Here is a 12,749-nt window from a genome sequence, read left to right on the forward strand (position 1 = left end):
TTAGCCGGATTGCGGCGGAGCACGGTGGCTCCGCCTGAGGGATCAGAAGGTCACGCGTTGGACGTCTTCGCAGCCCAAGGCCGCCAGGGTGGCGCGGGTGGCATCCCACTGGGTCAGGATTGCGCCTTCCGCTTCGGCCAATACGGCACGGCGTACTTTCTGGCAATCACCACCGGAGACATTCATCAGGATCAGTGCGGCCTGCAATGGCGGCAGGCTAGGGTTGAACGCGGCGTTTTCTGCATAGCGGCCAGCGTAAACCTTGCCGTCTTCGGCTTCCAGCGCTACGCCGCTATGGGCGGTGCTGTAAGGGGCATGGCTGCGGTTGGCGGCATCCAGAGCCGCTTTCGCCAGTTCATCATCCAGCGTCAGTTGGAAGCCGTGATCGACCGGATCCATCAGCAACTCGCTGATTTGCAGATCTTTCGGGCCGAAGGAGTAAGGCAGGTAATCACCCAGAGTGGCGGTTGCCCGTGTAGGCAAATGGATCTCCAACTCGGTGCCGCTGTTAAGCTCATTCATAAACTGGCGGCAGTGGCCGCAAGGCGAGTAGTTGACGGTGACCGCAACCAGCTTGGCTTCGCCACGCAGCCAGGCATGCGTGACAGCGCACTGTTCCGCGTGCACGGTTTGTTGCATAGGTGCACCACGGAATTCCATGTTGCCACCAAAATACCAGTTGCCGCTGACGCCACGCGCCACCGCCCCAACGTGGAAATGCGAAATCGGCGTTAACGAGCAGGCCGCCGCCAATGGCAGCAGAGCAAAGGCCAGAGCATCGTCATCCAACCCGCACTGTTGCTTGATCGCCGCAATCTGCTCGGCCTTGAACATGGCTGCGAAATCAGGCGCATCTAAATAGGGCAGCAGGGCGGATTGCAAGGCCGCAGGCAATTCGCTGTAGGCGGAGTGAAAGCGAGAATGCATAAGGAAGTCTCTCTACAAGTTAACGGGTTAACATTCTAGGCAACCGGCCCACAACAAAATGTGACTAATATCTATTTTTTAATGAAACAGCTGCAATGAAACTTATAAATGCGAGACGTATCGCAGGTTTTTAGCCGTTAACCAAACAGCCGCAGCAGTATCGGGAACACGAACGGCGCGGTCAGCGAAGTGATAATCCCGCAGATAACCAGAGCCAGCGAACTGAATGCGCCCTGTTGGTAATCCATTTCTACGCAGCGTGCTGTACCCAACGCATGCGAGGCGGTCCCCATCGCCAAACCGCGCGATGAATTGGTGTTGATCCGTAACAGGCCAAGCAGCGAATGGCCGAAAACCGCCCCCAGAATTCCGACAAAAATCACGCACACCGCGCTGATGGCCGGGATGCCGCCAATCGACTCGGCTACCGCCATGGCTATTGGGGTCGTCACCGACTTTGGCAAGATCGAGGCGGCAATTTCAGGTTTGGCCCCCATCAGCAGGGCAATGGCACCGCCGCTGATCATCGCGGTCATGCTGCCAATAAAGCAGACGGTGATGATGGATTTCCAACGCGCGCGGATCTGATGGATCTGCTCGTATAGCGGAAAAGCAAGGGCGACCACCGCCGGTTGCAGCAGATCGTTGAGGATTTTGCTGCCTTGAAAATAGCGTTCATAAGGAATGCCGGTCAGCAACAGCAGCGGGATAATCACCGCCATCGAGACCAATAATGGGTTCAGCAATGGCATGTTGAGCTTTTGCGCCAGCTTGCGTGCCGCGTAAAATACCACCAGGGTCAGCGGCAAGGACCACCAGATATTTTGCATCATTGTTCATCCTCCGCATTTTTTGCTTTACCGAGGATGGGACGCTCGCGATGGAAGTAATGTGAAGTATAGCCAACCACCACAAACACCAGCAGCGTACTGATCAGGCAAGACACGATCAGCGGAGCCAGATCGTCAACTATCTGGTCGTAATACTTCATGATGCCGACGCCGATTGGCACGAACAGCAGCACCATATAACGGATAAACAGATGGCAGCCAGGCTTGACCCATTTGGCCGGTAAAATTTGTGAGGAGAGCAAGGCAAACAGGATCAACATCCCGATAATGCTGCCGGGGATGGCGATCGGCAGCAGCGCCGCAATGGCGTTACCGGCGAACAGGCTGAGGTAGATCAGCACGATCGCCCTGACATATTTCCAACACAGGTTAAATAGGTTGCCCATAGTGCATTCTCGTTGATGTTGACGCATTCATCATACAATTAAACTGTGAGCTACGCCACAAAACGCATCATGAATTCTCGCTATGCCTATCATGCCATTTTGGCAAGATTGTGGCCCGCCTTAAGTGTAGCGGGCCAGGCTATTCCGCGCTGCTCAGGCTGGCTAGTGGCTTTTGCTGTTCCGCTAACCGATGGCCGAGGAAGAAGAACAGCAGGCTGAACAACGCGGCGGCGATCAACACCAGGAACATTACCGGCGGTGGCGCATAGCTCAGCAGGAAACCGCACATCACCGGGTTGATGGCACCACCCAGATTACTCAGACTCTGTACGCCGTAATAGCTGCCTTTCAGGTGCGGCGGGGCGATAAAGTCGATAAACATATATTCAACCGGAATGACGATGATTTCCCCCAGGGTGAAAATCGCCATGGCCAGCACCCATAGCCATATCGAAAGCCCTGCCAGCATAAAGCCGATCAGCCCCAGGACGAAGAACAGCGTGCCCAGCATCAGCCAGCGCAACATGTTGTCCTGGCGCATACCGCGGCTCAGCAGATACTGCAGGGCGATCACGATGCAGGCGTTGACGATCATCACCACGCCAATCACTTTGTAAGCAAATTCGGCATCGCTAACGAGGATCAGATACTGCGACAGATAGCCGGTAAATTGGCCAAATACCACCGCGCCTAACGTGCTGCCAAGGGTGAAATAAATCAGCCGCCGATCGCCGCGTAGCACATTCAACGTCTGGCGGAAGTTGAGAACCGATGGTGGAGTGTTGCCGGTGTCTTCCATCGGTGGCGATGGATAGCTGCGCAGGCGGAAGCTCAGGGTTATCACAGTCAGTAACGCCAACCCGCCGGACAGGTAGAACGGCAGCAGTGGGCTGTAACCGGCTACCATCACGCCCAATGATGAGCCGACGGCCCAGCCAACGTTCACCAGCGTATAGTTGATCGAGAAGGCCTTGATACGCTGATTTACCGGCAGCCAACTGGCAAAGCAGGCCTTGATGGCGATGCTGAGCACCGCATAGGCGGTATGTAAGATGGCCAGTACCAGGATAACGCCAGCGGGGTGCGAGACCCATGGGATAGCAAAAAAGCTCAGCGAAAATAGCAGGATGGCCAGCAGGATCAGCGGATTTTTATTAAAGCGATCGACCAGATAACCGCCATAAAAGCTGCTGATGATGCCGATAGTCAGGCTGACGCCCAAGATAATCCCCACGCTTTTCGGCAGCAGGTGGAAGTGCTCGGTCAGGTAAATGGTGATAAAGGGCAGCGTGACGCCACGGCCTATGGTCAGCACCAGCGAACTTGCCAGCAATATCTTAATCAGTGGGGGGAATCCCTTCATAACCAAACCTGTTGATGCATACAGTTATTACGTCAATGCAACTACAGTAGCGTATTTTGTGGTGCTGAGAAGGGGCGAACGGAAAAATTGTTTAAAAAAAAGAGGCTACGTCTGTAGCCCCTCGGTAAAACAGCATTATTTACCGGATTTGGCCTGCAGGGTGGCAAACCAGGGTTGGATGAAGTCTTCACTGCTGCCCCAGCCTGGAATAATTTTACCCAGCGAGGCTACGTTGATTGGACCGGTCTGGCTGACCAGCAAGGCTTGCGGGATGGCGGCGGCTTTAAACTGATAGGTGGCTGGCGTTGGCTCGCCCGCCAGCTTGTTGGCAATCAGGCGCAGGTTGACGGCTCCGATCAACTTGGTATCTACCGCGACGCTGACCTTCCACGGGCTACCGGCTTCGCGCATCAGTTGCAGATCCTGGTTGGAGATATCGATGCTGTAGAGCTTGATCTCGGTGCGGCCATTTTCTTGCAGCGCCTTATAGGCTCCCTGGCTGAAGGCATCCCAGGTGCCCCAGATGGCATCGATTTTACCTTTCGGGTATTTGGCTAGCACCGCCCCCACTTTATTGGCGGTATCGCCCTGAACGTCGGAGGAAACTGCCCCGATTGATTCCAACTCATGAATGCCCGGGTTTTGCTTGAGCAATTGCTGGTAAGCGGCCTGGCGGCGCTCCATCGGCGGGAAGCCTGCAACCCACAGTTTGATAATGTTGGCCTTGCCGTCGAAGTCTTTAATCAGTTGGCCGAAGGATTCATTGGCCAGCGAGGCATCATCCTGTTGGGAAACGGTGACGCCGGGGATCTCGCCGCTAACGTCGGTATCAAAGGCTGACACCGCGATACCTGCCGCAGCGATGCGCTTGACCAGATCGGTGGAATAGGGCGCGCGGCCTTGAGAAAGAATGATGCCGTCATATTTCTGGCTGATGGCCTGGTTAACGAAGTCCTGAAAGCGCGCGTCATCGCCGTTGCTCAGGAAGGTATCGACCTTGAAACCGAGCTTGCGCCCCTCCTGGATTGCTCCGGCCAAAAACTGGGTGGTGTTGTCATCGGAACCCAGGTTACGGATCACCGCCACACGGATCTGCCCTTGATGCTGAGCAATAGCGTCAGGAACGGGGGCAAGCGTGGCTTCAGCGGCCAGCAGGGGCAGGCTGGTCAGCAGGCTGAGGGCGAGCAGTGAGGTCTTTATCGTTTTCATTATTGGCTCCGAAGCAGGTGAAGAGTTCCCGTTAAAATTGGATGTTTAGATATCTTTCTGTCTAGACGTCTATTTAGTTCAATGCAGCATCATAACCAGATGCCTGGCAATTGGGAATCCGCCGGCTTATGAATTTTTCTCAGGTGATATAACGATTGGTTTGGATGGGGTGCGCAGTTTTGGCAGGAACCGAGAGATCGACGGTGCTGGTGGCGCTAATCTTGGCTGATGAAGAGTGCAATCACGCTGATTAAGGCGCGCCGTTTAAGATCTGATATGACAGAGGCAGAACAAGCTTTGTGGCTGCAGCTGCGCGATCGCCGCTTGGCTGGGTTTAAGTTCCGACGGCAATTTCCGGTTGGGCCTTTCTTTGCCGATTTCGCGTGTTGGCAGGCGAAGCTGATTGTTGAGCTGGATGGTGGTCAGCATTCGGGGCAGGTGGCTTATGATCAGCAGCGCACCTATTTTCTAGAGCAGCAAGGTTTTACCGTGATTCGTTTTTGGAATGATGAGGTTTTACTTAATTGGGAGGGGGTGAGACAGGTGACTTTATGGCATTTGCAGGATCGTGTTTCCCCTCATTCTAGCTTCTGAGATACCCCTCACCCCAACCCTCTCCCGTAGGGCGAGGGGGCTGCCCGGAGCATATAATTAGTCCGTGCTGCTTCGGGAAGAAATAAATAAGAAGAAAGGCAGGTATGACTCAGAGAACTCAACGAACTCGATAGGTATTACTAGATCGGAAAGAAATGAATAAGAAGAAAGGCTGGGTATGACTCAGAGAACTCAACGAACTCGATAGGTATTACTAGATCGGAAAGAAATGAATAAGAAGAAAGGTTGGGTATGACTCAGGAAAATCAACGAACTCGATCAGTCCCCTCTCCCTGTGGGCTGAGTGATCCCCAGTAATATGGTCAACATCCCATGACCATATTACTGTACTCCTTTCCTAATATTTTCAGCGCATTAACTATTTTTATCCTTCTCACTATTATGGGGCGGTCTCGTAATATCTCCCAGGCAAGCCTCAGATATGACAGGACTCTCCTGTCTTTCACCGTATTGGCCTGATAATGGCGATGGAGTTGTTTCTTTTCTGCCATATACCCCGTCAGCCACATCACCAGGCTCGCCATGGCCGCCACTACACTCAGCACCTCCAGGCGTCCTTTACCCTGACTCCGCCCATACCTCATCCCATACCCGAAGCGGTGACTCTTTTCATCGCGGAAGTTTTGCTCTATCTGCATCCGACGGCTATAGAGTGTCATTATCTGAGCGGGCTCCAGACCTTCCACGTTGCTGAACAGTAGCCACGGTTCCTGCGCGCTTTTTCTATGTTCTTTTTCTGTTTTTGACTCAGTCCCTTTTCCATGCCGCCCTGCCGATGGACGCTTTTGCAGATAAAGGCTGCCACCGCAAGGGAGTTTGGGTTTACGCGCAAGCACACCATTGCCGACTTTCCGGGGGCTGGCTTCTGCCTGAAGTTCACTGACTTTCATCCAGTGTTTGCTTCCTTCAGGACGGAAGCAGATAACACCTTTGACCCTGCCCGTAAAAAACCAACCCAGTTGGCTTATATGCCTGAACCAGTCAGTTCTGAAGCCTGCATCCGTGATTATCGTGACGGACTTTCCAGCGGGAATGGCCGCGTGCAGGCGGTCAAGGAAGGCGCACTGTACCTGACTGTTTTGTGCCAGTTTGGCAGGCACGACTTCGCTCATCAGCGGCAGTGAACGGCCATTACAGATCAAGCTGGCTCGCAACAAGTGCCAGTTTTTGTCGTGCCATCCAGTCCAGTCGACAGCAATAACGCAGAACGGCATCAATGATGTGATAGCACCGGTAAGCAGTTGCTGGATGCGAGGCAGGTCGCGATGAAGAGCGGTATTACCGAGGGTTCGATCGGCTCGCTTGATTTTATTTTTGACGTGGGCCTTACCTGGAAGCATGCGGCCGATGCTGGTTAGCGTCAGGTCAGCGCCGTTGCAGAGTGCAGCGGCCATATCTGTAAGTCCCTTAATACGAAAGGAATGGATACCACGTAAAGACGCGGAGAAAAATTTCTGGCAAACTGTTTGTAAAGGCACGATGAGGTCTCTTCTGTTTTGTTAGCGCAACCAGTAGATCACACTTCATCGTGCCTTTCATTTTTTTCTGGGGATACCTCAGCCCTGTGGGAGAGGGTTAGGGTGAGGGGACTTTTCTCGATATTACAGAAGCTTACTTAACCTGCATACCAGGCTGTGCGCCGCTGTCCGGGCTGAGCAGGAAGATCTCCTTGCCGCCAGGGCCAGCCGCCATCACCATCCCTTCGGAAACGCCAAAGCGCATTTTACGCGGCGCCAGGTTGGCCACCATAATCGTCAAACGCCCTTCCAGCAGTGAAGGATCAGGGTAGGCAGAGCGAATACCGGATAAGATCTGGCGTGATTCGCCACCCAGATCCAACTGCAGCTTCAGCAGCTTGTCAGAACCTTCAACAAACTCGGCGCTCTTGATCAGCGCGATACGCATATCGACTTTGGCGAAATCATCAAAGTTGATGGTGTCCTGGATCGGATCGTCCGCCAGCGGTCCGCTGACAACCTTCTGGCTGGCGGCCAGATCTTCTTTTGATGCATTGACCATTTCATTCACTTTGTCGAGATCGATACGGTTGAACAACGCCTTGAAGGTGCTCACCTGATGGCCCAGCAGCGGCTGCTCAATGCCATCCCAGCTCAGTTCGCAGTTGAGGAACGCTTCGGCACGTTCGGTCAACGCAGGCAGAACCGGCTTCAGGTAGGTCATCAGCACGCGGAACAGGTTGATGCCCATCGAACAGATAGCTTGCAGATCGGCGTCTCGGCCTTCTTCTTTCGCCACTACCCAAGGAGCCTGCTCATCGACATAGCGGTTGGCCAGATCGGCCAGCGCCATGATTTCGCGGATCGCCCGGCTGGTTTCACGGCTGGCATAGGCCTGCGCAATGCTGGTGGCAGCATCCACAAAGGTCTGGTACAGCGCAGGGTCGGCCAGGTGGTCGGCTAACTTCCCGGCAAAACGCTTGTTGATAAAGCCAGCGTTACGGGAAGCCAGGTTGACCACTTTGTTCACGATATCGGCATTCACGCGCTGCACGAAGTCTTCCAGATTCAGGTCGATATCGTCGATGCGTGAAGAGAGTTTGGCGGCGTAGTAATAACGCAGGCAATCGGCATCCAGGTGCTTGAGGTAGGTACCAGCTTTAATGAAGGTGCCGCGCGACTTGGACATCTTGGCGCCGTTCACCGTCACATAGCCGTGCACAAACAGGCTGGTTGGCTTGCGGAAATCGCTGCCTTCCAACATTGCTGGCCAGAACAGGCTGTGGAAGTAGACGATATCCTTACCGATGAAGTGATACAGCTCGGTAGTGGAGTCTTTACGCCAGAACTCGTCGAAATCCAGATCGCCGCGTTTATCGCACAGGTTCTTGAACGAACCCATGTAACCGATTGGCGCATCCAGCCAGACGTAGAAATATTTGCCTGGGGCATCCGGAATTTCGAAGCCGAAATACGGCGCATCGCGGGAGATATCCCACTGTTGCAGGCCGGATTCGAACCATTCCTGCATCTTGTTTGCCACCTGCTCTTGTAGCGCGCCGGAGCGTGTCCAAGCTTGCAGCATGTCGCTGAAAGCGGGAAGGTCGAAGAAGTAGTGCTCAGAATCACGCATTTCCGGGGTAGCGCCGGAAACCACGGATTTAGGGTCGATCAGCTCGGTTGGGCTGTAGGTTGCGCCACAAACTTCGCAGTTATCGCCATATTGATCCGGAGATTTACATTTCGGGCAGGTACCCTTCACAAAACGATCCGGCAGGAACATGCCTTTCTCAGGATCGTAAAGCTGAGAAATGGTGCGTCGCTTGATATGACCGTTCTCTTTCAAGCGGCCATAGATGATACCTGACAGTTCACGGTTTTCTTCGCTATGGGTCGAATGATAATTCTCATAGCTGATGCCAAAACCGGCGAAATCCTGTTGGTGCTCGCGGCTCATTTCCGCGATCATCTCTTCTGGCGGGATACCCATCTGCTGTGCTTTGAGCATGATTGGCGTACCGTGCGCGTCATCCGCACAGATGAAATGAACTTCGTTGCCGCGCATTCGTTGGTAACGAACCCAGATATCTGCCTGGATGTGCTCGAGCATGTGGCCGAGATGGATGGAACCATTTGCGTACGGTAGCGCGCACGTCACCAATAATTTTTTCGCGACTTGAGCCATAATGAAAAGTTGCTTTCTTTAATGAGTGAAAAGGGTCTTTGATGTTACCCGATCGCGCTCTCTGCTGCTAGGGCGGTTTCTTTCGGGTTATACGAGCGAGTTACCCTGCAGTTCTGATATGCTTATCGGGTTGCTACCCATTCAAAATCAAGGAGCCGGGATGAACGCCAAATCCCCTGAGCAGACCAACCCTGAAGTTCTGCGCGCCCTGGTGACCGGAGTATTGGCCGCCTTCGAACACCCGACGTTAAAAAACAACCTGACCGCACTGAAAGCCATTCACCACTGTACGCTGCTGGACAATGTCCTGCATATCGAGTTAATCATGCCGTTTGCCTGGCAAAGTGGGTTTGAGGCGCTGAAAGAATCGGTAAGCGCCGAACTGCTGCGCGTGACCGGCGTTCAGGCTATCGAATGGAAGCTGAAGCACGATATCACCACCTTGAAACGCGCCAACGACCAGGCTGGGGTGAAGGGTGTGCGTAACATTATTGCCGTCAGCTCAGGCAAAGGCGGGGTGGGGAAATCCAGCACCGCGGTCAACCTGGCGCTGGCGCTGATCGCCGAAGGTGCCAAAGTGGGTATCCTGGATGCGGACATTTATGGCCCGTCGATCCCCAACATGCTGGGCACTGAACATGAACGCCCAACCTCGCCGGACGGACAGCATATGGCTCCGATCGTGGCGCACGGTTTGGCGACCAACTCTATCGGCTACCTAGTGACCGACGACAACGCCATGGTGTGGCGTGGGCCGATGGCTAGCAAGGCGCTGCTGCAACTGTTGCAGGATACGCTGTGGCCGGATCTGGATTATCTGGTGCTGGATATGCCGCCAGGAACCGGGGATATCCAACTGACCCTGTCGCAGAATATCCCGGTGACTGGTGCGCTGGTGGTGACGACGCCCCAGGATATCGCCCTGCTTGATGCCGCCAAAGGCATTGTGATGTTTGAAAAGGTGCATGTGCCGGTATTGGGTATCGTTGAGAACATGAGCATGCATGTGTGCAGCAACTGTGGGCATCACGAGCCAATTTTCGGCACCGGTGGGGCAGAGAAGCTGGTGCAGAAATACCATAGCCGCCTGTTGGGGCAGATGCCGTTGCATATCTCGTTGCGAGAAGATCTGGATCGCGGGCAACCGACCGTGGTCAGCCGCCCGGACAGCGAGTTTGCCGAAATGTACCGTCAACTGGCGGGGCGCGTTGCGGCTCAGATGTACTGGCAGGGGGAAGCCATCCCTACCGAGATCTCTTTCCGCGCGCTCTAATACGCCCAGAATTACGTGCCCGCTTTGTCCCCTCACCCCAACCCTCTCCCACAGGGAGAGGGAGCTGATAGCCCCTGCTCTTTTGGAAGTAAGTAAGGTGATCAGGCAGCTCGACCGTCACTTTAACCAGGATGAGCAGGGTCAGTCAGCTGGTACTGATGAAGAATCACTACACTTTCAACCTAACTCGATCGGTTCCCTCTCCCTGTGGGAGAGGGTTAGGGTGAGGGGTCATTAACGACTCTGAGGTGCTGAAACCTGTGGTTTTTTGTGCAAATCAGCCCGCACAAAAGGTTTTTCTACCGGCGCAATAGTCACGGCAATCCTTTCCAGTAACCCCTGGGTCGGTGCCGCAGTGCCGGAATTGATCAGGACCAGGGGCAGCGCCAGCGTAACGGCAATTTTGCGGTAGGACAGCCGTGGTGGCTGCGTGCCACGTTGCAGCATTAAGAAGGTGCTGCTGACGATAAAGCCGAGCGCCAGACCCGTGATCACCTCAGAAGTGGAATGGGCGTGGATCACCAAACGTGAATAACCGACTACGGCGGCCAACAGATAGCCGACGATCACCGCAGTACGCCTGACCGGCGACGAGAAACGCCCACAGAGTAACCACAGCAAAACCGGCCAGATACTCGCAGACAGGGCCGAGTGGCCGCTGAACCCGGTAAAATCCCAGTGGCGGCTGCCGATACCCCAGCCCATAAACGCCAGCTTCGATACGCAGACTACGGCACCCACGCCGCCAAACAGCAGCATCCATTGCCAGGTTGGTTTTCTGCTGGTAGGGGACAGGAGTAGAATAATAAAGACGATGGCTGCGCAGGGCAGCAGCAGCATGCTGTCACCAAAAAAAGTCAGAAAATGCCAGTTCATGTGCGGTTGTACTCTAAGAAATAGGATCGAAGACGGTCTTGATGATGGCGTGAATTGTACCCTGAGTCGCCGATTTGCAGTAGCGTAAAAAATCTTAAATCCCCCGGCAAAAGATACTCTGTATGTCAATTACGCCGGTTTGTGGGGATAATCTCCTGCCTTACCGTCTAAACGCTGGCGCCGAGAGCACTAACTCCCTATAATTGACCTGTTTTATACCCCCTTTCCCCACATATGAAATCAGGTCTTTAATTTTATGACTGACAAGTCGCATCAGTGCGTCATTATTGGTATAGCTGGCGCATCAGCCTCCGGAAAAAGCCTTATTGCCAGTACGTTATACCGCGAACTCCGCGATCAGGTTGGCGATCAACATATCGGTGTGATCCCGGAAGACAGTTACTACAAAGACCAGACGCACCTGACCATGGAAGAGCGGGTCAAAACCAACTATGACCACCCCAGCGCCATGGATCACAACCTGCTGTTCCAGCATCTGCAAATGCTGAAATCCGGCCAGGCGATTGAGTTGCCGCTGTATAGCTACACCGAACATACGCGTAAGAAAGAGACGATCCATCTCGAACCCAAGAAAGTCATCATCCTGGAAGGGATCCTGTTATTGACGGATATCCGCCTGCGCCAGGAAATGAACTTCTCGATTTTTGTCGATACCCCACTGGATATTTGCCTGATGCGCCGCATGAAGCGCGACGTGAATGAGCGTGGCCGCTCCATGGATTCCGTAATGGCGCAGTACCAGAAAACCGTCCGCCCAATGTTCCTGCAGTTTATTGAGCCTTCGAAGCAATACGCCGATATTATCGTACCGCGCGGGGGTAAAAACCGTATCGCGATAGATATCCTGAAGGCAAAAATCAGCCAATTCTTTGAATAAGTCCTTAACAGGCCAGCCTGTTTTTGCTGGTCTTTAACGAACTATTTGAGTCCCGACATAGACCTTGAGCCCGTTGTGTGGCAATTTTCGTATAAGTTTATGCGCCTTGATGGAATGGAGAAAATAATGAGACTGTGCGACCGCGATATCGAAGCCTGGCTGGATAACGGAAAACTGGTGATTTCACCGCGTCCTCCCATTGAGCGCATTAACGGGGCCACAGTGGATGTCCGTCTGGGCAATCAGTTCCGCGTGTTCCGTGGCCATACCGCTGCGTTTATCGATCTCAGTGGCCCAAAGGATGAAGTGAGCGCCGCTCTAGACCGCGTAATGAGCGATGAAATCGTGCTGCCGGAAGGCGAAGCTTTCTTCCTCCATCCGGGTGAACTGGCGCTGGCGGTGACGCTGGAGTCGGTCACCATCCCCAACGATCTGGTTGGCTGGCTCGATGGCCGCTCTTCGTTAGCCCGCCTGGGATTGATGGTGCACGTTACCGCACACCGTATCGATCCAGGCTGGCAAGGCTGTATTGTGCTGGAGTTCTATAATTCAGGTAAGCTGCCGTTGGCACTACGCCCTGGCATGTTGATCGGTGCGCTGAGTTTTGAACCGCTTTCCGGGCCTGCGTCACGGCCATACAATAGCCGCCAGGACGCGAAATACAGGGATCAGCAAGGGGCCGTGGCCAGTCGTATTGACAAGGATTAAC

12 protein-coding genes are annotated in these 12,749 nt (G+C 54.0%); 4 read left to right on the forward strand and 8 right to left on the reverse strand.

Annotation, left to right across the window (positions count from 1 at the left end; genetic code table 11):
- Positions 1–42: 42 nt before the first annotated feature.
- The 5 genes from cdd to KGP26_RS09470 all read right to left on the reverse strand — a co-directional run bounded on the left by cdd (position 43) and on the right by KGP26_RS09470 (position 4,736).
- Complete coding sequence (gene cdd, locus KGP26_RS09450; RefSeq protein ID WP_021805058.1) at positions 43–927, reverse strand: cytidine deaminase; 885 nt, start codon at positions 925–927, stop codon at positions 43–45.
- Positions 928–1,064: 137 nt separating this feature from the next.
- A complete protein-coding gene (locus KGP26_RS09455) occupies positions 1,065–1,760 on the reverse strand; it encodes a CidB/LrgB family autolysis modulator (protein ID WP_021805057.1) in 696 nt (231 codons plus the stop codon).
- Entirely contained in the window at positions 1,757–2,164 is a 408-nt protein-coding gene (locus tag KGP26_RS09460; RefSeq protein ID WP_059200306.1) for a CidA/LrgA family protein, read from the reverse strand. Before KGP26_RS09460 ends, KGP26_RS09455 begins: the two co-directional genes overlap by 4 nt.
- Positions 2,165–2,303: 139 nt before the next feature.
- Positions 2,304–3,527, reverse strand: coding sequence for an MFS transporter (locus KGP26_RS09465; protein ID WP_094983328.1), 1,224 nt, complete (start codon positions 3,525–3,527; stop codon positions 2,304–2,306).
- Between the two features lie 135 nt (positions 3,528–3,662).
- Entirely contained in the window at positions 3,663–4,736 is a 1,074-nt protein-coding gene (locus KGP26_RS09470; RefSeq protein WP_021805054.1) for a sugar ABC transporter substrate-binding protein, read from the reverse strand.
- A 276-nt stretch (positions 4,737–5,012) separates the two neighbouring features.
- Here KGP26_RS09470 and KGP26_RS09475 point away from each other — a divergent pair, with 276 nt between their 5' ends.
- The gene (locus tag KGP26_RS09475; protein ID WP_235050757.1) at positions 5,013–5,330 is read left to right on the forward strand and encodes a DUF559 domain-containing protein; all 318 of its coding nucleotides are present in this window, start codon (positions 5,013–5,015) and stop codon (positions 5,328–5,330) included.
- A gap of 323 nt (positions 5,331–5,653) precedes the next feature.
- Here KGP26_RS09475 and KGP26_RS09480 read toward each other — a convergent pair whose 3' ends face one another.
- Both KGP26_RS09480 and metG read right to left on the reverse strand, forming a co-directional pair.
- Entirely contained in the window at positions 5,654–6,745 is a 1,092-nt protein-coding gene (locus KGP26_RS09480) for an IS4 family transposase (RefSeq protein ID WP_223664561.1), read from the reverse strand.
- A gap of 217 nt (positions 6,746–6,962) precedes the next feature.
- Positions 6,963–8,993: a methionine--tRNA ligase gene (gene metG / locus KGP26_RS09485; protein WP_223665322.1), complete on the reverse strand. Its 2,031-nt coding sequence runs from the start codon at positions 8,991–8,993 to the stop codon at positions 6,963–6,965.
- Between the two features lie 160 nt (positions 8,994–9,153).
- Here metG and apbC point away from each other — a divergent pair, with 160 nt between their 5' ends.
- Positions 9,154–10,266 carry an iron-sulfur cluster carrier protein ApbC gene (gene apbC / locus KGP26_RS09490; protein WP_223665323.1) on the forward strand — a complete coding sequence of 371 codons (1,113 nt, stop codon included), beginning with the start codon at positions 9,154–9,156 and terminating at the stop codon, positions 10,264–10,266.
- Positions 10,267–10,500: 234 nt separating this feature from the next.
- Here the strand turns inward: apbC and KGP26_RS09495 are convergent, their stop codons facing one another.
- Entirely contained in the window at positions 10,501–11,142 is a 642-nt protein-coding gene (locus KGP26_RS09495) for a phosphatase PAP2 family protein (protein WP_121606387.1), read from the reverse strand.
- Positions 11,143–11,398: 256 nt separating this feature from the next.
- On the opposite strand from KGP26_RS09495, the gene udk reads away from it, so the two are divergent.
- A complete protein-coding gene (gene udk / locus KGP26_RS09500) occupies positions 11,399–12,040 on the forward strand; it encodes a uridine kinase (RefSeq protein WP_021180590.1) in 642 nt (213 codons plus the stop codon).
- Positions 12,041–12,166: 126 nt separating this feature from the next.
- Entirely contained in the window at positions 12,167–12,748 is a 582-nt protein-coding gene (gene dcd, locus KGP26_RS09505; RefSeq protein WP_021805049.1) for a dCTP deaminase, read from the forward strand.
- Position 12,749 lies beyond the last annotated feature (1 nt).

Origin of the sequence: Serratia sp. JSRIV002, from assembly GCF_019968725.1 — a bacterium.
Taxonomy (GTDB): Bacteria; Pseudomonadota; Gammaproteobacteria; order Enterobacterales; family Enterobacteriaceae; genus Chania; species Chania fonticola_B.

What these genes read in the sequence shown, in the direction of transcription:
- cdd (WP_021805058.1), bottom strand. Translation starts at nt 927, where the DNA reads ATGCATTCTCGCTTTCACTCCGCCTACAGCGAATTGCCTGCGGCCTTG.
- KGP26_RS09455 (WP_021805057.1), bottom strand. Translation starts at nt 1,760, where the DNA reads ATGATGCAAAATATCTGGTGGTCCTTGCCGCTGACCCTGGTGGTATTT.
- KGP26_RS09460 (WP_059200306.1), bottom strand. Translation starts at nt 2,164, where the DNA reads ATGGGCAACCTATTTAACCTGTGTTGGAAATATGTCAGGGCGATCGTG.
- KGP26_RS09465 (WP_094983328.1), bottom strand. Translation starts at nt 3,527, where the DNA reads ATGAAGGGATTCCCCCCACTGATTAAGATATTGCTGGCAAGTTCGCTG.
- KGP26_RS09470 (WP_021805054.1), bottom strand. Translation starts at nt 4,736, where the DNA reads ATGAAAACGATAAAGACCTCACTGCTCGCCCTCAGCCTGCTGACCAGC.
- KGP26_RS09475 (WP_235050757.1), top strand. Translation starts at nt 5,013, where the DNA reads ATGACAGAGGCAGAACAAGCTTTGTGGCTGCAGCTGCGCGATCGCCGC.
- KGP26_RS09480 (WP_223664561.1), bottom strand. Translation starts at nt 6,745, where the DNA reads ATGGCCGCTGCACTCTGCAACGGCGCTGACCTGACGCTAACCAGCATC.
- metG (WP_223665322.1), bottom strand. Translation starts at nt 8,993, where the DNA reads ATGGCTCAAGTCGCGAAAAAATTATTGGTGACGTGCGCGCTACCGTAC.
- apbC (WP_223665323.1), top strand. Translation starts at nt 9,154, where the DNA reads ATGAACGCCAAATCCCCTGAGCAGACCAACCCTGAAGTTCTGCGCGCC.
- KGP26_RS09495 (WP_121606387.1), bottom strand. Translation starts at nt 11,142, where the DNA reads ATGAACTGGCATTTTCTGACTTTTTTTGGTGACAGCATGCTGCTGCTG.
- udk (WP_021180590.1), top strand. Translation starts at nt 11,399, where the DNA reads ATGACTGACAAGTCGCATCAGTGCGTCATTATTGGTATAGCTGGCGCA.
- dcd (WP_021805049.1), top strand. Translation starts at nt 12,167, where the DNA reads ATGAGACTGTGCGACCGCGATATCGAAGCCTGGCTGGATAACGGAAAA.